Genomic DNA, 20,393 nt, shown 5'->3' on the forward strand with positions numbered 1-20,393 from the left:
CCTTTTTTGTTACCGGCCATTATTTGGCGCGGCTGCGGTACTCGTCGGTACGGGTATCGATTTCGATCTTGTCACCTTCTTCCACGAACGCAGGCACCATCAGTTCAAAACCGGTTTCGATTTTCGCTGGCTTCATCACTTTACCCGAGGTATCGCCACGGGCGGCTGGTTCAGTGTAAGTAACAGTGCGCACGACCACAGTTGGCAGGTCAACAGAAATTGGACGCTCACCATAGAACACCACTGAACACTCCATGCCATCAACCAGATACTTCAGGGCTTCGCCCATATATTCGGCTTCGATTTCATACTGGTTGTACTCAGCGTCCATAAAGACGTACATCGGATCAGCGAAGTAAGAATAGGTAACTTCTTTGGTTTCCAGCATCACTTGCTCGAACTTGTCATCAGCACGGTAAACCGTTTCTGTGCCCTGACCGTTCAGCAGGTTTTTTAATTTCATTTTAACTACAGCAGCGTTACGGCCTGATTTGTTAAATTCGGCTTTGATCACTACCATCGCTTCGGTACCAACCATGATTACCTGGCCGGCGCGGACTTCTTGAGCTGTCTTCATCATAATAAAAAGATCTTCTGGTTAGGAAAAATTGCGAGGCATTATAATTTTTTTTTCAACAAAACGCACGAGGTTAGTCGCAAGATCGCCATTGGCGATAAGCTGCGCCCGCCACTCCCGGTTTTTTTGTTCTATTTCATTAAGTTGCTGTACAAAGTCCAGCCAGGCGGTACTGAGCTCCTGCTCGGTATTCCAGCCTAACCAGAATTGCCAGACTGCCGTTGCCAGCTGTGGCGGCCAATGCTGACTATAACGCTGATAAAATGCTGCCAGCTTATCCAGATGTGCCTGTTCCGCCTGGCGGTAGATCTGCCAGATAAAGGGTTTCGCCGCCCACTGAGCACGAATGATCGAGTCTTCGCCACGGACAAAGTTGATATCACAGGCCGCCAGCAGTAAATCATAATCGGGTTGTGGTAAGAACGGCAAAATACACAACTTAAGCTGCCCCTGTTGCCAGGGTTTGCCCAGCGCCAGACCAGGACACAGCGCCATCGCTTGCTCTGCCAGGGCCCCCTCCGGGATCAGGCATAGGGTGCTCTCGGTTTGCTGTTGCCAAAGCTGCAATAAACCGGCCAGTTGCTGCTGCGAATAAGCAAACAGCGAAATCCGGCGCGAGAAGTCTAAAGCATCATCCAGTTGTAATTGCTGCCAGAAATGCCGCTGCGCGGCCCGGTCGCTGGCAAACTGGTCCAGTTGTGTGATTAGCTGCTGCTCGCAAAGTAAACCACCGGTTTTTGCGGTAAAACCGGGGAAAAAGAAGTATTTATTCAGCGGTAATTGCGGCTGTGGTGAGGCCAGCGTATGACAGTCTTCCACCCAGGCTTCAGCTGACAGGTACTCCAGATTTAGCCACAGCGGTGGCACAGTTTGCGCGGCCATCTGCTGCTGATAGGCAAAAGGAATAGTACAGGCCAGCGCCTCAATCACTACCTGTGCCGGCGTGATAGTGCGCCAGTCGAGATCCGGTTGCCAGTGACAAATCACTACCCCAGCCAATTGTTGTTCTGGCAAAGCAGGTTTAACGTCAGGACAGATCCGCTGAAAACTCAGCAAATCATCAACCCATAACCGAACCGGTACCTGGAATTCGGCAGCTAACTGACGACACAAGCGCCAGCAAATGCCAATATCGCCAAAGTTATCTACGACGCTGCAGAAGATTTCCCAGCGCAGCTTATGGGTATTATCGCTTGACATAGCCTGGACCTAAAAAAAATGCAGGCGGATTATAGCGGATAAGGCTTTTAAAAACAGAAAAAACCAGCTGAGCAAGATCAGCGTCAGGAGTACCGCCAGTAACCCTTGCCACAGCGTCGCCAGTGCACGCCGCCAGCGACTGGCGGGGGCTGGCCGCTCGGTGCCAAAGAACTGCACTAACAACAGTAAACACAGGAACAGGATGGCGCTAACCAGGGTGGGTAGCAAATAAGGCCCCTGCCCGTTCCCCGGTAATAACTGCCAGAAAAAGCCGGCTGCCGTTAGCAAGGCCGCCAGCAACAGCAGCGGTCGCCAGGGCTTTAAGCAACGTGCCAGCGCACGGTAATGCCTTAGCACAGCGTCGCCTCAGCGTGTAGTAAGGTCAGTGGAAATAACGGCAAAATGCCGGAGATGCCCAACATATCGCCCACCACCCAGATCTGCTCAAACGGATGCAGCTTGGGTAAATGCAGTTTGTCACAGTGTGCCAGCATATCTTCGCGCCGCCACAATGGGTTAGCATTGCGGATCACCAGCCAGACCCGCTGGCTGTCATAGTATTTTTGGGCTTTATTACAGATAATACGGTTTAACGCCTCCAACATCCGCTGCTCGACCGGTAAGCGCAATAAAGCCAGTAATTCCTGATGCGTTTGCTGGCTAAGCTCCCGCCCCAGGATATGCATGGCTTCGGCTTCACTGCCATAGAGATGCGCAATTTCCAAATCCAGGCGTTGGCTATCGTAATAGCAGGACACATCCGGCCGTCTGGGTTCATTGTGCCAGATATGCCGCATCTTAATGCCAAAACGCTGCTCATAGTGCCGCATAAAGATCCGGGCGGCTTCATGCTCCAGTGCCACTTTCTCTGTTGCTGCATTCATCACTGTTATCCGCTATTGGGCAGGACTGAGGTAATACTGCCAGATTTCGATCACAACAGGTAACACTGATAGTAAAAGGATCAGAGCCATCAGCAGATTAAAGATCCGCTGCGCCACAGCATTATTTAACAGCTTACGCAGCCCAGCTCCGAACAGCATCCAGACGCCAACACAGGGAAAGGCCACCAGTAAAAAGGCCAGCGTAATCATCAATACCTGCCACCAGTAGACACCGGTTACCGAGGTAAAGGCCGCAACAGCGCCTGAGGCCATCACCCAGGCTTTACCATTAACCCACTGGAAGGCGGCAGCTTGCCAGAAATTCAGTGGTTTACTCTTGCCAGTGGCAATAGTTTCCGGCCGTGCGCTGGCAATTTTCCATGCCAGATACAACAGATAGGCGGTACCTAAAACTTTAATTAACTGATGCAGATGCGGATAACGGTCAAATACCAGACCAAAGCCCAGCCCCACCAATAACACCATCAGCGGAAAACCGAGACAGATCCCCAGCCAATGCGGCAAACTGGCTTTAACACCGTAGTTTACTCCGGAGGACATAATCATAATGTTATTCGGTCCCGGCGTAATCGTTGTCGAAAAAGCAAAGAATAAAACGGCTAAAAAAATTTCCATCACGTCATCCGCTAAAGAATTCACCCAAAGTTAAGTTAATTTAGCTACAGTAAAACAGTATGTTGACCATCGCGGTCACCTCAGAACCTAAAGTTAACTGCTTTTAACACCGTAACACAACAGGAGAATGTGATGAATAAGATAATTGGACTAGCTTTACTGGTAGCAGGCGCCATCCTACTGTATTTCGGTTATACCGAGTACAATTCAACGGCATCCAAAGTAACTGAGATGGTGACCGGGAATCCCACTGATAATGCCATCTGGTTTTTGGTGGGCGGGGCTATTGCCGCCATTATTGGGGTTGGCATGCTGTTAAAGAAATAACAGTGACCAAAATAGCTGTTGCAGCAATAGCAGAGGTAGCGGCAGGCTAACGCCTGCCGCCTTTAACGCAGCTTACTCTTCGTCTTTACCCCAGCTATCACGCAAGCCGACGGTACGGTTAAATACCAGCTTGGTGGGCTGTGAGTCCCTGTTATCGGCGCAGTAATAACCTTCGCGTTCAAACTGATACGCCTTTTCCGCTACCGCGGTTTGCAGCGAGGGTTCGGCAAAGCCGTGCTTCACTACCAGTGAGTTAGGATTTACGGTGCTGATAAAGTCTTCTTCCGCCGCCGGATTGGCCACGCTGAACAGACGGTCATACACCCGGAACTCGGCAGGCAGGGCCTGACTTTGTTCAACCCAATGGATCACGCCGCGAACCTTACGACCATCGGCCGGGTTTTCCCCCAGGGTTTCCGGCAGATAAGTACAGTTCAGTGCGACTACCTCGCCCTGCTCGTTTTTAATCACTTCATCGGCATGGATCACATAGGCATTGCGCAGCCGCACATCGCCACCTAACACCAGCCGCTTATATTTTTTGTTGGCTTCCTCCCGGAAGTCGGCACGGTCAATATAGATCTCACGGCCAAATGGCAGTTTACGCTCACCCATATCTTCTTTTGGATGGTTCGGCGCAGTTAACCACTCCAGCTTGTCGGCCGGATAGTTGGTAATGGTCACTTTGATTGGGTCCAGTACAGCCATGGCCCGCGGTGCTGTCGCATCCAGATCTTCCCGGATACAGGCTTCCAGCGCGCTCATCTCAATCACGTTATCTTGTTTGGTAATACCGATGCGCTTGGCGAATTCACGGATCGCGGATGGCGTGTAGCCACGACGGCGCAAACCGGCAATGGTCGGCATCCGCGGATCATCCCAGCCACTGACCAGCTGTTGCTCAACCAGTGTTTGCAGCTTACGCTTACTCATCACTGCAAATTCCAGATTCAAGCGCGAAAATTCGATTTGCTGCGGGTGACAAGGAATGGTGATGTTATCCAGGATCCAGTCATATAGACGGCGGTTATCCTGAAACTCCAGCGTACACAGCGAGTGCGTAATGCCTTCCAGCGCGTCCGAAATACAATGGGTAAAATCGTACATAGGATAAATGCACCAGTTATCACCGGTTTGATGGTGATGGGCAAACTTAATCCGGTAAATCACCGGGTCCCGCATACAGATAAAGCTGGAGGCCATATCAATTTTTGCGCGTAGTGAACATTCCCCCTCTTTAAAGCCACCGGCACGCATTTTTTCAAACAACGCCAGATTTTCGGCCGGGCTGGTGTCGCGGTATGGGCTGGGTTTGCCAGGCTGGGTCAGATTACCGCGGTATTCACGCATTTGCTCCGCATTCAGGAAGCAAACATAGGCCAGGCCTTTATTGATCAGCTCAACGGCGTAACCATACAGCTGCTCGAAATAATCAGAAGAGTAACGCACCGCGCCAGACCACTGAAAGCCCAGCCAGTTCACGTCACGCTGAATCGATTCCACAAACTCTACGTTTTCCTTTTCCGGGTTGGTGTCGTCAAAACGCAGATTACACTGACCCTGATAATCTTCGGCGATGCCAAAGTTTAGACAAATCGACTTTGCATGACCGATATGCAAATAACCGTTTGGTTCAGGCGGAAAACGGGTTTGCACACTGTGATGTTTGCCACTAGCCAGATCGGCATCAATAATTTGCCGGATAAAGTTAGTTGGGCGATTCGCGACGTCCGACATAAACTGCATAATCCTATAAAACGAATACGTAAAAGATGAGGCATTATAGCAGCGAAAAGCCCGCTGGCTATATCTGGCTGTAATGCCTACTGAGATTTTCGCCCCACGGCTATCTGGCGGCCAATAAGGCATCAACAACGCCGATACAGGCCTCCAGCCGTTCATAATAATTGGCTGAACTGACCCGCAGGATCCGCTCAGCGGGAAAACCGTACTGCTGATAAAGCGCCAATAACTGCTCGAAGCTTTGCTGACGCACACCGGGATCGCCCAGTTCACGCATACCGTCAGCTACCCAGGGCACAGTTGGCTCCAGCGCGATAATCAAGTCATATTTGTTGGGGTCGATAAAGCTTTCAATCCGGCTGGCCAACTGACCAAGAAACACCTGACTAAAAAAGGCGGTTACCACCGCATCGGTATCAAAAAAACAGACTTTGTTGGCACTGCGCAGCGCCTGATAATCCTGCTCATACTGCAGGTGGGTAATACGGTTAAAATCTTCCAGGTTAAAGAGATCGCCATTACCACCGACCACTTCTTCCTGATAATCCCGCCCCAGCTCTTCTGACCAGGAGGTGCAATACACCTTTGCCAGCTTGCGGGTTAAGGTGGTTTTACCACAGGACTCCGGACCGGTGATCAGCACCTTGCGGGCAAAAAATGGCCGCGCGGCACCAGCAATATAATCCCAGTGTAAATAGGGGTGGTTGCGGATCTCAGTGCCACTAATCGGCCACTGGGTACGCTGTGGATCCAACACCTGATACTGAATATCCGGAAAATGCTGCTGATGACCGGTACGGTAGCTTTCTTCACCACCGAAAATCAGCTGAAACGGCACTGGTACGCTTTGCCGTAATAAGGCCGCGTACTCGCCCCATCCTTGTGGAAATGGCGGAATCTGTCCTTCCTGTTGTAACAGCACCTTAATACCCAGCCCCTGCAGCTCCTGTGATAACCAGCGTTGGCGCAGTACACCATCGATATAAGGAATACCGGCCTGGGCGCAGAGCTCACCATCTTCCTGCGGTCGTTCACTGATCACCACATAGAGTTCATCACAGAGCGCATGCGCGCGTAAAATCGCGGTCAGATGACCACGGTGCGGCGGTAAAAATTTACCCGGGAAAACCCCTACTCTGTTCACGCTATTTTAGCTCCGCGATGCCAGCTGACGGCACCATATACTGAATTAATTAAAAAGGCGATCCACATTAATAAGGTAGGAACCGCATAAGGCGCTGAGTCTGGCGTGGTTAACAGAACCAGGCTCCAGGCAAAGATGGTCAGCACATTGGTGGCAATCCAAAATGGCCACTGCGCCGCAAACATCCGAATCATTAACAATTGCGCAGTAATTTGCAGTACCACCGTGCTGGCATCCAGTAAGGGGCCGCTCAGGTCAAATCCCGTCAACGTCTGCAGGCTATCATAGACCGCCGAGTTACGCTTTAGCGCGTCACTAATAAAGCCATCCAGGCCATTAAGCATTTGCGCCAAAGCGGTAACACCAACCCCTACAACGACCAACACCCATAGCCAATGCCAACCGAGACGCCGCACCCTGACCTGTCGGGTTTCACTGTGTAACTGATGGCGCCAGCTATAATAAATAAAGAATTGTGCCGGTAAGAAGTAAAACCAATTTAATAACCAGTCACCATAATAGCCTGAGGTCCAGGCAATCAGGCCGTAACTGCTGGCACTGATTAGGCCCCAAATCCAGTTTGACAGTAAGCCTTTGGCCGCCATCACCACGCAAAGCACGCCACTAATAGCACTCAGCGGGCTGATCAGCCAGTTCAGCGTAATCGAGCGCCAGCTTTGCCAATCAGTGCCCGTACTGCTAAACCAGAGCGTACTGAGCATAATAATCAGTAAGAACGCGGCTAACCAGTATCGCTCGTAGCGGTTCAGCCGGGTTAAATCTTGCCAAAGCATCGGATTACCTAAATTCATTAACAAAAAAACCCGCTCAGATGAGCGGGTTTTCAGACTAACACAGTAATAGCTTACCAGCCAGTCAGCTCTTTCAGGGCTTTACCGATATCGGCTAAGCTCTTCACGGTTTTTACACCGGCGTCTTCTAAGGCAGCAAACTTCTCATCAGCAGTACCTTTACCACCAGAGATGATGGCGCCAGCATGGCCCATGCGCTTACCAGCAGGTGCAGTGACACCGGCAATGTAAGATACCACTGGCTTAGTGACGTGTGCTTTGATGTAAGCTGCAGCTTCTTCTTCCGCAGAACCACCGATTTCACCGATCATCACGATGGCTTCAGTTTGTGGATCTTCCTGGAATAACTTCAGGATATCGATAAAGTTAGAACCCGGGATTGGGTCGCCACCGATACCAACACAGGTAGACTGACCGAAACCGTAATCAGTAGTTTGCTTAACGGCTTCATAAGTCAGGGTGCCTGAACGTGACACGATACCGACTTTACCTGGCTTGTGAATGTGGCCTGGCATAATACCAATCTTACATTCACCTGGCGTGATGACGCCTGGGCAGTTCGGGCCAATTAAGCGTACGCCTAATTCGTCACATTTTACTTTGGCATCCAGCATATCTAACGTCGGGATACCTTCAGTGATACAGACGATCAGTTTGATACCGGCGTTAGCCGCTTCCAGGATAGAATCCTTACAGAATGGTGCTGGTACATAGATCACAGAAGCTTCGGCGCCAGTGGCATCAACCGCTTCTTTTACCGTGTTAAACACTGGCAGACCTAAATGCGTTTGACCGCCTTTACCCGGCGTTACACCGCCAACCATCTTGGTACCGTAAGCAATAGCTTGCTCAGAGTGGAAAGTACCCTGGGCGCCAGTGAAACCCTGACAAATTACTTTGGTATCTTTGTTAATTAAAACGCTCATTGCTTACCCCTTATGCCTTGGCCGCAGCTGCAACCACTTTCTGGGCAGCGCCAGTTAAGTCGGTATCAGCAATAATGTTCAGGCCACTTTCTGACAGTACCTTCGCGCCCAGTTCAGCGTTGTTACCTTGTAACCGCACGACTACCGGTACTTTAACGCCAACTTCTTTTACGGCGCCGATCACACCCTCAGCGATCATGTCACAACGCACGATACCACCGAAGATATTGATAAATACTGCTTTAACGGCAGCGTCAGACAGGATAATTTTGAATGCTTCTACAACGCGCTCTTTGGTTGCACCGCCGCCAACGTCGAGGAAGTTAGCTGGCTGGCCACCGTGTAATTTTACGATGTCCATGGTACCCATGGCTAAGCCGGCACCGTTAACCATACAACCGATATCACCACCTAAAGCAACATAGTTCAGTTCCCATGAAGCAGCATGAGCTTCACGTGGATCTTCCTGTGAAGGATCCTGCATCGCTTTCAGTTCTGGATGACGGTATAAGGCGTTACCATCGATAACCAGTTTGGCATCCAAACAGTGCAGATCGCCAGCAGGTGTGATAACCAGTGGGTTTACTTCTAACAGTGCCAGGTCTTTGTCCTGGAACAGTTTCGCTAAACCTAAGAAGATTTTGACAAACTGGTTAACTTGCTTGCCTTCCAGGCCCAGTTTGAATGCCAGTTCACGGCCCTGGTATGGCTGAGCGCCAACCAGCGGGTCAACAGTAGCTTTTAAGATTTTCTCTGGCGTTTCGTGGGCAACTTTTTCAATTTCCACACCACCTTCAGTAGAGGCCATAAACACGATACGGCGTGAAGAACGATCCACTACCGCACCTAAATACAGCTCTTTGGCGATATCAGTACAGGTTTCTACCAGAATACGGCTAACCGGCTGACCTTTTTCGTCTGTCTGGTAAGTTACCAGATTCTTACCCAGCCATTTTTCTGCGAAGGCGCGAATTTCGTCCTTGCTCTTGACCAGCTTAACGCCGCCCGCTTTACCGCGGCCACCAGCGTGAACCTGAGCCTTAACAACAAACATATCGCCGCCGATCTGATCGGCTGCGGCAACTGCTTCTTCTACAGTGGCTGCAGCGATGCCTTTAGATACAGGCAAACCATATTGGGCAAACAGTTGCTTACCCTGATACTCGTGCAAATTCATGGCTATTTTCCGTTCATTTTTGATTGAAGGCTGCAGTTATCGCAGCCTGTCGTTTAGGTCGGCGCGCATTATAGCGCCAACCCGATGTATTTAAAAACGCTGTTGCGCAAACAACAGCATTTTTATCCGCTTTTACCGCTTAGATATCCAGCAGAATACGGGTTGGATCTTCCAGTAACTCTTTAATGGTTACCAGGAAACCCACAGACTCTTTACCATCGATGATGCGGTGGTCATAAGACAGCGCCAGATACATCATTGGCAGAATTTCCATCTTACCGTCGACTACCATCACGCGGTCCTGGATCTTGTGCATACCCAGAATCGCTGACTGTGGTGGATTGATAATTGGCGTAGACATCAGAGAGCCGAACACACCACCGTTAGTGATAGTGAAGTTACCACCCATCAGATCGTCCATCGCCAGCTTGCCATCACGGCCTTTGATGGCCAGATCTTTAATGGCTTTTTCGATTTCGGCCAGATTCATCTTGTCACAGTCACGCAGTACTGGCGTTACCAGACCACGAGGCGTAGACACCGCGATGCTGACATCGAAGTAGTTGTGATAAACAATATCATCGCCATCAATCGCCGCATTCACTTCCGGGAAGCGTTTCAGGGCTTCGGTAACTGCTTTAACATAGAAAGACATAAAGCCTAAACGGATACCGTGACGCTTTTCAAACACGTCCTGATACTGCTTGCGCAGATCCATAATCGGCTTCATGTTCACTTCATTGAACGTGGTTAACATGGCGGTAGAGTTTTTCGCTTCCAGTAAGCGGTTCGCGATGGTCTTACGCAGACGGGTCATCGGTACACGTTTCTGGCTACGATCACCGGCAGCAACTACAGGTGCGGCCGCGGCAGGCGCTGCGGCTTTAGCAGGTGCGCCGGCTAGGAATTTCTCAACGTCTTCTTTAGTGACACGGCCGTTTTTGCCGGTGCCTTTGATTTTGCTGGCGTCCAGACCTTTTTCGGCAATTAAACGACGCACTGACGGGCTTAATGCGTCATCACTGTCATCGCTGGCAGCTGGCGCAGCAGCGGCTGGTGCAGCCTCTGCTTTTGGTGCTTCAGCTTTAGCGGCTGGTGCACCACCGGCAGTCATCTTACCGATGACCTGCTCAGCTGTTACAGTGGCGCCAACATCATGCAGGATCTCGCCCATCACACCATCGGCCTGAGCTACCACTTCCAGCACAACTTTGTCCGTTTCGATATCGACTAATACCTGATCACGGCTTACGGCTTCACCGGTTTTTACGTGCCAGGTGGCGATAGTTGCATCTGCAACAGATTCCGGTAATACGGGTACTTTAATTTCCACTTTTTCACCTTTAACGGTTGGTCTTATCAGTTATAACAGCCCGCCACAGCGGGCTGAAAAGCGTTTTATTTCAGTGTCAGGGCGTCATTTACCAGCGCTTGCTGCTGCTTGTTGTGTACCGACAGGTAACCAACAGCAGGCGAAGACGAGGCTTCACGACCGGCATAAGTCAGCTTAGCGCCTTGCGGAATAGCGGCCCAGAAATGATGCTGACTACAGTACCAGGCGCCCTGGTTTTGCGGCTCTTCCTGACACCAAACAAAATCAGTCACATGCTGATAGGCTGCCAGCGCTTGCGCCATTTCCTGATGCGGGAACGGATACAGCTGCTCAACACGGATAATCGCCACATCTTTCTGCTCGCGCTTACGCCGCTCTTCCAGCAGTTCGTAGTACACCTTACCGCTACAGAACACCACGCGTTTCACATCGGCCGGGTTCAGCTCGTCAATCTCACCAATCACGTTATGGTAGACGCCTGACGCCAGCTCTTCCAGTGTGGAAGTTGCCAGTGGGTGACGCAGTAAAGATTTTGGCGACATCACGATCAATGGCCGGCGCATTGGCCGCACCATCTGCCGACGCAGCATATTAAATACCTGAGCCGGTGTGGTTGGCACACAAATTTGCATATTGTGGTCGGCACACAGTTGCAGGAAACGCTCTAAACGGGCCGAAGAGTGCTCCGGGCCCTGACCTTCGTAACCGTGTGGTAATAACAGAGTTAAACCACAGAGACGACCCCACTTCTGCTCGCCTGAGCTTAAGAACTGGTCAATGACCACCTGGGCACCGTTGGCGAAGTCACCAAACTGACCTTCCCAGATCACCATGGCGCGAGGTTCTGCCGTGGCATAACCATATTCAAAAGCCAATACTGCTTCTTCAGATAACGCCGAGTCATAGACCTGGAACACACCCTGCTTTTCGTCAATATGTTCAAGCGGTGTGTAGGTACTGGCATCAGTCTGACTGTGCAGTACTGCATGGCGGTGGAAGAAGGTACCACGACCAGAGTCCTGACCAACAATCCGGATCCGGCTGCCTTCGGCAACAGTGGCTGCATAGGCCAGAATTTCGGCAAAGCCCCAATCGATTTTCTTCTCGCCTTTTAACATCAGGGCGCGGTCTTCATAGACGCGACCGACCTGCCGTTGCAGGGCGTGCGTTGCCGGCACCTGAATCGCTTTTTCACCCAATGCGACCAGTTTCTCCACTGGTACACTGGCGTCATAAGGACTATCCCAATCTTTATTCAGGTATGGCGTCCAATCAACTGAAGTAGGAGCCATAGGACGCAGTTCTTCTACTACGCAATCACCTTTGTCCAGGGCATCGCGATAACCATCAATCAGCGCCTTCACTTCTTCCGCGGTGACAATGCCTTCTAACTGCAGTTTCTCGGCATAGATTTCACGCGGCGTCGGATGCTTCTTAATCTTCTGGTACATCAACGGCTGGGTCGCATTCGGCTCATCCGCTTCGTTGTGACCATTACGACGGTAACAAACCAGGTCAATCACCACATCGCGTTTAAAGGTGTTGCGGTAATCTACGGCAAGTTGCGCCACAAATACGACGGCTTCCGGATCATCACCATTAACGTGGAAAATTGGCGCCTGTACCATCTTAGCGATATCGGTACAGTAAGGTGTAGAACGTGTATCTTCCGGGTTAGAGGTGGTAAAGCCAACCTGATTGTTAATCACGATCCGCACGGTGCCACCGACTTTAAAGGCACGGGTTTGCGACAGGTTAAAGGTCTCGGCGACTACACCCTGACCGGCAAACGCTGAGTCACCGTGAATGGTGATTGGCAGAGCTAAAGAGCCATCAGTGCAACCACGGCGATCTAAGCGGGCGCGCACTGAACCCAGTACTACCGGGTTAACAATTTCCAGGTGTGACGGGTTAAACGCCAGGGCTAAATGGACGATACCGCCTTTGGTTTCAAAGTCAGACGAGAAACCCATATGGTATTTCACGTCACCGGCACCCACCACTTCGTATTTACCGGCGAACTCGTCAAATAATTTTGACGGGTTCTTACCCAGCACGTTAATCAGCGTATTTAAGCGGCCACGGTGCGCCATACCAATAACGGAATCCTGCGCGCCCTGCTCACCGGCACGGTGGATCATGGCTTTGAGCATCGGAATCATGGCATCGCCACCTTCCAGACCAAAGCGTTTGGCACCCGGGAATTTTGAACCTAAATATTTTTCCAGGCCATCAGCAGCAACCAGACCTTTTAAGATCTGTAACTTGGTAGCTTTATCATAGCGCGGCTGTGACTGAATGCTCTCCAAACGTTGCTGGATCCAGCGTTTTTCATCAGTCGATACGATGTGCATATACTCAGCACCAATAGAGCCGCAATAAGTGCGCTCCAGGGCTTTATGCAAATCGCCTAATTTCATCGTTTCCTGACCAGCTGCGAATGATCCAACATGGAACTCAGTATCGTAATCAGCTTCAGACAGTTCATGGTAAGACAATTCAAGGTCGCGTACCCTCGGTTGCTTCCATAAATTCAGCGGGTCAAGATTGGCATGCTGGTGACCACGGAACCGATAGGAGTTGATTAATTGCAGCACTTTGACCTGACGGCTGTCGGCACCACTGCCGCTATTGACGACCACCACTTCACGGTGTTTGTTTTTAGCCAATTCAGCAAACTGTTGCCGGACATCACTGTGCCGGGTTTCGAGATCGACCCCATCGATTTTTGGTAACTTGGCAAAAAATTCGCGCCATTCGTCACCAACACTGGTGGGCTCTGCTAAGTAGGATTCATAGAGTTCATCCACATAGGCCATGTTGCCACCGCCAAGATGTGAAGACTCTAACCACGCCTTCATTACACCTTCGTGCATTTAGTTTCCCTTATTTCTGAGCACCTGGAAAAATTAGCAAAAAAACTGCCGTGCTGCATGCAGCCCGGACAGTTTCAGTTAAATACTAAAAAAGGGCGCATTACAGCGCCCGGTTTAACAACATCGATTTGATCTGTCCGATTGCTTTGGTTGGGTTCAGCCCTTTTGGACACACGTTGACACAGTTCATAATACCGTGGCAGCGGAACACGCTGAAAGCGTCATCTAAATCATTTAGGCGTTGTTCAGTCGCGGTATCGCGGCTGTCAGCCAGGAAACGGTATGCATGCAGCAAACCAGCCGGGCCGATAAACTTGTCAGGGTTCCACCAGAACGACGGACAAGAGGTTGAACAACAGGCACATAAAATACATTCGTACAGGCCGTCAAGTTTAGCACGTTCTTCCGGCGACTGCAGGAACTCACCGGCTGGTGGTAACTTGCTGTCGTTGATCAGGTAAGGTTTTACCTTCTCGTACTGGGTGTAGAACTGGCTCATATCAACCACCAGGTCGCGGATTACCGGTAAACCCGGCAGTGGCCGCAGCACAATCTTACCGCCTTTTAAGCCGACAGCAGATAATGGCGTGATACAGGCCAGACCGTTTTTGCCGTTCATGTTCAGACCATCTGAACCGCAAACACCTTCACGGCAGCTGCGGCGGAACGACAAGGTTGGGTCCTGCTCTTTTAACTTTAACAGTGCATCCAGCACCATCATATCCCGGCCTTCCGGGTTATCCAGCGTGTAATCCTGCATGCGCGGCGCTTGGTCGACATCAGGGTTATAACGATAGATGGAAAATACTAACTTCTGCATCGTTGTGGCCCCTCTTAGTACTTACGTGCTTTTGGCGGGAAAGCTTCACGGAACTTCGGTTCCAGATTCACTTTACGCTTAAACATAGATTCGGTATCCGGTGTGTAAACACTGTGGCATAACCAGTTTTCATCATCACGATCCGGGAAGTCAAAACGGGCATGGGCACCACGGCTTTCGGTACGGAAGTTCGCTGCTACTGCAGTTGAGTAAGCCGTTTCCATCAGGTTGTCCAGCTCTAAACACTCAATACGCTGGGTATTGAAATCTGAGCTCTTGTCATCCAGACGGGCAAACTTCAGCCGCTCGCGGATTTCTTTTAACTGTTGCAGACCTTCGGCCATTGCCTGACCTTCACGGAATACCGAGAAGTTGAGTTGCATGCAGTTTTGCAGATCTTTCTTAATCTGTACCGGATCTTCACCCTGACCTGGTTTGCTGTCTTCCCAGCGACGGGTGCGGGCCAGCGCAGCATCAATATCATCAGCAGAGGCAGCGCGGGCTTCTGCGGTAGCAGCCAGGGCTTCGCCCAGGTGCAAACCAGTAGCACGACCAAATACCACTAAGTCTAACAGTGAGTTACCGCCTAAACGGTTGGCACCATGTACCGATACACAAGCAATTTCACCACAGGCAAATAAACCTGGGACTATGGCTTCTGAACCGTCAGCTTTTGGTGAAACAACCTGACCATGGACGTTAGTTGGAATACCACCCATCATATAGTGACAGGTTGGAATAACCGGAATTGGCTCTTTTACCGGATCAACGTGTGCGAAGGTGCGTGACAATTCACAAATACCTGGCAGACGGCTTTCCAGCACTTCTTCACCTAAGTGATCCAGTTTCAGCTTGATGTGTACGCCCCAAGGACCATCACAACCGCGGCCTTCACGGATTTCAGTCATCATGGCGCGGGCTACCACGTCACGGCCGGCTAAGTCTTTGGCGTTTGGTGCATACCGCTCCATAAAGCGTTCACCGTCTTTATTCAGCAGGTAGCCACCTTCACCACGGCAGCCTTCGGTTACCAGCGTACCGGCACCGGCGATACCGGTTGGGTGGAATTGCCACATTTCCATATCCTGCAGCGGCACACCGGCACGCAGGGCCATACCAACACCATCACCGGTATTGATGTGGGCATTCGTCGTCGAGGCGTAGATACGGCCGGCACCGCCCGTTGCTAATACGGTCGCTTTGGCTTTGAAGTAAACAATCTCACCGGTCTCGATATCGATAGCGGTACAGCCTACTACGGCACCGTCCTGATTCTTTACCAGGTCGAGCGCGTACCACTCAGAGAAGACCTGAGTACGGTTTTTAACGTTTTGCTGATACAGCAGGTGTAACAGCGCATGGCCGGTACGGTCAGCAGCGGCAGCAGTACGGGCAGCCTGCTCACCACCGAAATTCTTCGACTGACCGCCGAATGGGCGCTGATAGACGCGACCGTTTTCAAAACGAGAGAACGGTAAGCCCATATTTTCCAGCTCGGTAATGGCTTCCGGGCCGGTTTTACACATATATTCAATGGCGTCCTGGTCACCGATATAGTCCGAGCCCTTAACGGTATCGAACATGTGCCATTCCCAGTTATCTTCATGGGAGTTACCCAGTGCTACCGTAATACCGCCCTGGGCAGATACAGTGTGCGAACGGGTTGGAAACACTTTAGACAATAAGGCGCAAGTTAAACCAGACTGGGTGATCTGTAACGCCGCACGCATACCTGCACCACCGGCCCCAATAACGATGGCATCAAATTCTCTTACTGGAATAGTCACTTAAGCACCCCACAACACAAATAAACCTACTGCCACATACGCGAAGGCAATCACATAAAGTACGAACTGTAATACGGCGCGGATACGGGCGCATTTCACGTAGTCAGTCAGTACCTGCCATAACCCGATACGGGTATGGATAGCGATAGAGATCAGGGCAAGTAAGGTAAATACTTTTACAAAGAGGTTGGCAAAGAGTGCATGCCAGACTTCAAAGGTCACTTCAGGGGTGAACAGGAAGAAACCCAGGATAAACAAGCTATATAACGCCAGCACCACCGCCGACGCGCGCAGAGAAACATAATCCTGAACGCCATCGCGCTTCAGGCTTGCCTGATTCAGAACCATACCCAAACTCCTGCTAAAACGGCTAATACAATCCACAAACCTATGGTCAGGTTTGCACTCAGGTTACCGGACTTCAGTTCTTCCCAGTGCCCCAGATCCATAATCATATGGCGAATGCCACCTAACAGGTGGTAAATCAGTACCGTGATAGTGCCCCAAGCGATAAATTTCGCTAAATGTGAATTTAGCAAGGACTTCACGTAGTCAAAGCCTTCTGCGCTTTGCAATGAAGTCGCCCATGCCCAGATCACAAACAGCAGTGCGAAAAACATTGCTACACCAGTAACCCGGTGCAGAATAGAAGCTTTGGCAGTCGCAGGTAGAGAGATAGTCGATAAATCGAGATTTATTGGTCTTTGCTTTTTCACAGTTTCTTGCCCATCGATGCCCGTGTAGAGCGTAGTTGTCATTATTGTCGCTGTAAAACCAGTGACATCCCAACGCCAATATACTCTTTATGCCCCAAGCTGGTTCAGCAAAAAAGCTGGTGTCAGGTGAACTGCTTTTACGCCGCCAATAGTATATATTTCATAAAAGGCTATTACAATTTTTGTTTGGTTTTACACGGAAAATTCCGCAGATGGAAATTTACATAAATTGTCAAAAGCAGCAATACGACTAGAGTCGAATACTTATTCAACGATTAGTCTTTAGAATTGACTTTCAGGTGTGGTTTGCGAGTAGAATAGCCCAAACCCTAATATCCGATACTACAACAATAGGAGAAATCCAATGGCAGATAAAAAGGCCGTCGTGCAGATTGATGGTAAGACCTTCGAGCTACCGATCTATTCTGGCACGGCAGGCACTGACGTAATCGACGTACGTACTCTCGGGCAACAGGGCTACTTCACTTTTGACCCGGGCTTTATGTCTACCGGCTCCTGTGAATCGAAGATTACCTATATCGATGGCGACAATGGCGTATTGCTGCACCGCGGTTATCCGATTGAACAACTTGCTGAAAAATCAAATTATCTGGAAACCTGTTATTTACTGTTAGAAGGTGAATTACCGACTGAACAGCAGTATCAGGACTTCGTAAAGACCATTACCCGCCACACCATGGTTCACGAGAAAATCGCTGCTTTTTTCCAGGGTTTCCGCGTTGATGCCCACCCAATGGCGATGCTGTGTGGTGTCGTTGGTGCCATGTCGTCTTTCTATCATTCCGATTTAGACATCAACGACCCAATGCAGCGCAAGCGTAGTGCGCACCGTTTAATTGCCAAGCTGCCTACTATTGCAGCTATGGCTTATAAGTACACTGTCGGTCAACCATTCGTCTATCCACGCAACGAACTGAGCTACTCAGAAAACTTCCTGCATATGATGTTCTCAGTGCCGGCAGAAGAGTACAAAGTCAGCCCGGTATTAGCAAAAGCGATGGACCGCATCTTTATGCTGCACGCTGACCATGAACAGAACGCTTCAACCTCAACAGTGCGTTTAGCCGGTTCATCAGGCGCTAACCCTTATGCCTGTATCGCTGCAGGTGTGGCGTCATTATGGGGGCCGGCACACGGTGGCGCCAACGAAGCCTGCCTGAAGATGTTACAACAAATTGGCTCTGTTGATCGTATCCCAGAATTTGTCGCCCGCGCCAAAGACAAGAATGACTCTTTCCGTCTGATGGGCTTTGGTCACCGCGTGTACAAGAACTTTGACCCACGGGCTAAAGTAATGCGTGAAACCTGTCATGAAGTACTGAGCGAGCTGAATATTAAAGATCCACTGCTGGATGTGGCGATGGAGCTGGAGCGTATTGCGCTGTCAGACCCGTACTTTATCGAGAAGAAACTGTATCCAAACGTCGATTTCTACTCTGGTATCATCTTAAAAGCTATTGGCATTCCAACCAGTATGTTCACTGTGATCTTCGCCATGTCACGTACTGTTGGCTGGATTTCACACTGGGATGAAATGCTGTCGGATAAAGGCCATAAGATCGGTCGGCCGCGTCAGCTGTATACCGGCTATACTGCCCGTGATTATGTCAGCAAGAAATAATATTTTTTGCTAAATATCAAAGCGGCCTGAGGCCGCTTTTTTATTTTTTGCATTTTTATGCACACTGTCGTTCGATAAATTGGCCATAAATTGGCATAATTATGCCATTGGTGTTATGGAGTCCAAGTTCTCATGTCAAGTTTCGATGCCCTGGCCTTCCGGCAGTTTTTTCCGTTTTTTAACCATAACCCGGAGTGGATCTATCTGGATACCGCAGCCACCAGCCAGAAACCACAGCAGGTGATCGACACCGAGTTGGCATTTTATCAGCAGCAAAATAGTAACGTGCATCGCGGTGCCCACCAGCTAAGCCAGCACGCCACTGCGGCCTTTGAAGCAGCCCGGGACAGCGTGCAACAATTTCTGAACGCGGCATGCCGCTCTGAAATCATCTTTACCAGCGGCACCACTGCCGCCTTTAACCAACTGGCGTTTGGTTTAATGGATACCATTCTCAAGCCCGGCGACCGGATCCTGATTTCCGCGCTGGAGCATCACGCCAATATTGTACCCTGGCAGCTACACTGCCAAAGTCGTGGTGTGCAGCTGGATGTGATCCCTCTGGATCAGCAGTTAATGCCTGACCTTGACGTCTACCAGCAGTTATTGGCGCTCAAACCTAAGATTGTCAGCCTGACCCAGGTATCCAATGCGCTGGGGCATATTCTGCCCTTAGCAACTATGTTACGGGCAGCTAAAGCCGCAGGGGCAATTACCATAGTGGATGGGGCTCAGGGCATAAGCTGGCAGGTACCGGACGTGCAACAATGGCCGGTAGATTTTTACTGCTTCTCCGGCCATAAGCTCTATGGCCCCACTGGTATTGGCGTCTTATATGGCAAAGAGCAGTATCTGGAACAGTTAAGGCCCTTGCTGGGCGGGGGCGAGATGATTAGCGATGTCAGCTTTCAGCGCTCTAGCTTTGCTGCACTACCGGCCCGGCTCGAGGCCGGCACACCCAATATTGCCGGCGCCATAGGCCTGGCCGCTGCCATTGACTTTATCCGGCAGTTTGACGCTAAGCAAATAAATCAGTATAAAGGCGAGTTATTACAACAATTTGCTGCTGGGCTTAGTCAAATTCCCGGCTTGAGATCCTTGACCAGGGTTGAACACAGTGCCGGTATTGTTAGTCTGCAGCTGGCCGGAGAGCATCCAAATGATCTGGCAATGTTGTTAAATGAACAAAAAATAGCTGTGCGTGCCGGTGCTCATTGTGCCATGCCGTTATTTGCCACGCTACAGTTGCCCGGCGCGGTGCGTTTTGCTTTTGCAGCCTATAATTTACCAGCCGAGGTCGATGTCACCCTGCAGGCATTAGCGGCAGCCACTGAGATCCTGAGGTAACCATGCTACAACAACTTATTACCGACACTGCCAGCGGCCTGCAGCAAATCGCGGAGCACGAGCTACCGGTATTGCAACAACCCACCGATTGGCAAAGTAAATACCGGCTGTTAATGCAACTGGGTAAGAAACTGCCTGCCTTACCAGAGAAAATGCGCCAGACTGAATATCTGGTGCGCGGCTGTGAAAGCCGGGCCTGGCTATTACACTATCAGGAGCCGGTAAGCGGCAAACATTATTTTGTGTTGGATAGTGAAGCCCGTATCGTTAAAGGTCTACTGGCAATTATGCTCTGTTTTGTGAATGGCAAAACCAGTAGTGAACTTGCCGAACTGGACTTAAGCCGCCATTTTGACGCGCTTAATCTGCGCCCTTATCTGAGCCAATCCCGGGGCAATGGCCTGACTATGATGATGCAACACATACGGCAAACGGTCACAAAGTAA

At 50.4% G+C, this 20,393-nt stretch carries 19 protein-coding genes and 1 pseudogene; 4 read left to right on the forward strand and 16 right to left on the reverse strand.

Going from position 1 to position 20,393, the window contains the following annotated elements:
• Window positions 1-19: 19 nt before the first annotated feature.
• From efp to H1D31_RS09375, 5 genes are read right to left on the reverse strand one after another with little or no spacing between them, the layout of a single operon-like run.
• Window positions 20-577, reverse strand: coding sequence for an elongation factor P (efp, locus tag H1D31_RS09355; RefSeq protein WP_039925269.1), 558 nt, complete (start codon window positions 575-577; stop codon window positions 20-22).
• Between the two features lie 21 nt (window positions 578-598).
• On the reverse strand, window positions 599-1,777 hold the full coding sequence (earP, locus tag H1D31_RS09360) for an elongation factor P maturation arginine rhamnosyltransferase EarP (RefSeq protein ID WP_261258010.1): 1,179 nt from the start codon (window positions 1,775-1,777) through the stop codon (window positions 599-601).
• A gap of 9 nt (window positions 1,778-1,786) precedes the next feature.
• Window positions 1,787-2,134, reverse strand: coding sequence for a hypothetical protein (locus H1D31_RS09365; RefSeq protein WP_261258013.1), 348 nt, complete (start codon window positions 2,132-2,134; stop codon window positions 1,787-1,789).
• Window positions 2,128-2,661 carry a hypothetical protein gene (locus H1D31_RS09370; protein WP_261258014.1) on the reverse strand — a complete coding sequence of 178 codons (534 nt, stop codon included), beginning with the start codon at window positions 2,659-2,661 and terminating at the stop codon, window positions 2,128-2,130. The genes H1D31_RS09365 and H1D31_RS09370 overlap by 7 nt, the downstream gene beginning before the upstream one ends.
• 12 nt (window positions 2,662-2,673) lie before the next feature.
• On the reverse strand, window positions 2,674-3,297 hold the full coding sequence (locus H1D31_RS09375) for a LysE family translocator (protein WP_008608266.1): 624 nt from the start codon (window positions 3,295-3,297) through the stop codon (window positions 2,674-2,676).
• Between the two features lie 132 nt (window positions 3,298-3,429).
• Here H1D31_RS09375 and H1D31_RS09380 point away from each other — a divergent pair, with 132 nt between their 5' ends.
• Complete coding sequence (locus H1D31_RS09380) at window positions 3,430-3,624, forward strand: DUF3185 family protein (RefSeq protein WP_008951872.1); 195 nt, start codon at window positions 3,430-3,432, stop codon at window positions 3,622-3,624.
• Window positions 3,625-3,696: 72 nt separating this feature from the next.
• Here H1D31_RS09380 and glnS read toward each other — a convergent pair whose 3' ends face one another.
• The 11 genes and pseudogenes from glnS to sdhC form a co-directional block, all read right to left on the reverse strand.
• Window positions 3,697-5,361, reverse strand: coding sequence for a glutamine--tRNA ligase (gene glnS, locus H1D31_RS09385; protein WP_261258018.1), 1,665 nt, complete (start codon window positions 5,359-5,361; stop codon window positions 3,697-3,699).
• Window positions 5,362-5,470: 109 nt separating this feature from the next.
• Entirely contained in the window at window positions 5,471-6,511 is a 1,041-nt protein-coding gene (gene nadR / locus H1D31_RS09390) for a multifunctional transcriptional regulator/nicotinamide-nucleotide adenylyltransferase/ribosylnicotinamide kinase NadR (protein WP_261258019.1), read from the reverse strand.
• Complete coding sequence (pnuC, locus tag H1D31_RS09395) at window positions 6,508-7,305, reverse strand: nicotinamide riboside transporter PnuC (RefSeq protein WP_261258020.1); 798 nt, start codon at window positions 7,303-7,305, stop codon at window positions 6,508-6,510. The genes nadR and pnuC overlap by 4 nt, the downstream gene beginning before the upstream one ends.
• 71 nt (window positions 7,306-7,376) lie before the next feature.
• Window positions 7,377-8,249 carry a succinate--CoA ligase subunit alpha gene (gene sucD, locus H1D31_RS09400; RefSeq protein WP_008951868.1) on the reverse strand — a complete coding sequence of 291 codons (873 nt, stop codon included), beginning with the start codon at window positions 8,247-8,249 and terminating at the stop codon, window positions 7,377-7,379.
• Window positions 8,250-8,259: 10 nt separating this feature from the next.
• Window positions 8,260-9,426: an ADP-forming succinate--CoA ligase subunit beta gene (gene sucC / locus H1D31_RS09405; protein WP_008608259.1), complete on the reverse strand. Its 1,167-nt coding sequence runs from the start codon at window positions 9,424-9,426 to the stop codon at window positions 8,260-8,262.
• A 139-nt stretch (window positions 9,427-9,565) separates the two neighbouring features.
• Window positions 9,566-10,762, reverse strand: a pseudogene (gene odhB, locus H1D31_RS09410) (2-oxoglutarate dehydrogenase complex dihydrolipoyllysine-residue succinyltransferase); the annotation flags it as partial.
• A gap of 62 nt (window positions 10,763-10,824) precedes the next feature.
• Window positions 10,825-13,635 (reverse strand): 2-oxoglutarate dehydrogenase E1 component, encoded by a 2,811-nt coding sequence (locus H1D31_RS09415; protein ID WP_261258025.1) that lies wholly within the window; start codon window positions 13,633-13,635, stop codon window positions 10,825-10,827.
• 100 nt (window positions 13,636-13,735) lie between these two features.
• On the reverse strand, window positions 13,736-14,455 hold the full coding sequence (locus tag H1D31_RS09420; protein WP_008608256.1) for a succinate dehydrogenase iron-sulfur subunit: 720 nt from the start codon (window positions 14,453-14,455) through the stop codon (window positions 13,736-13,738).
• A gap of 14 nt (window positions 14,456-14,469) precedes the next feature.
• Window positions 14,470-16,242 carry a succinate dehydrogenase flavoprotein subunit gene (sdhA, locus tag H1D31_RS09425; RefSeq protein ID WP_261258027.1) on the reverse strand — a complete coding sequence of 591 codons (1,773 nt, stop codon included), beginning with the start codon at window positions 16,240-16,242 and terminating at the stop codon, window positions 14,470-14,472.
• Complete coding sequence (gene sdhD, locus H1D31_RS09430; RefSeq protein WP_261258030.1) at window positions 16,243-16,590, reverse strand: succinate dehydrogenase, hydrophobic membrane anchor protein; 348 nt, start codon at window positions 16,588-16,590, stop codon at window positions 16,243-16,245.
• A complete protein-coding gene (gene sdhC / locus H1D31_RS09435) occupies window positions 16,581-16,958 on the reverse strand; it encodes a succinate dehydrogenase, cytochrome b556 subunit (RefSeq protein WP_138984257.1) in 378 nt (125 codons plus the stop codon). Before sdhC ends, sdhD begins: the two co-directional genes overlap by 10 nt.
• Window positions 16,959-17,322: 364 nt before the next feature.
• Between sdhC and gltA the strand changes: the two genes are divergently transcribed.
• From gltA to H1D31_RS09450, 3 genes are all read left to right on the forward strand, one after another.
• On the forward strand, window positions 17,323-18,600 hold the full coding sequence (gene gltA / locus H1D31_RS09440) for a citrate synthase (RefSeq protein ID WP_261258032.1): 1,278 nt from the start codon (window positions 17,323-17,325) through the stop codon (window positions 18,598-18,600).
• Window positions 18,601-18,732: 132 nt separating this feature from the next.
• Window positions 18,733-19,947 carry an aminotransferase class V-fold PLP-dependent enzyme gene (locus tag H1D31_RS09445; protein WP_261258034.1) on the forward strand — a complete coding sequence of 405 codons (1,215 nt, stop codon included), beginning with the start codon at window positions 18,733-18,735 and terminating at the stop codon, window positions 19,945-19,947.
• A 2-nt stretch (window positions 19,948-19,949) separates the two neighbouring features.
• Complete coding sequence (locus H1D31_RS09450; RefSeq protein WP_261258036.1) at window positions 19,950-20,393, forward strand: SufE family protein; 444 nt, start codon at window positions 19,950-19,952, stop codon at window positions 20,391-20,393.

This window comes from Alishewanella sp. BS5-314 (assembly GCF_025377695.1).
GTDB classification, from domain to species: domain Bacteria; phylum Pseudomonadota; class Gammaproteobacteria; order Enterobacterales; family Alteromonadaceae; genus Alishewanella; species Alishewanella aestuarii.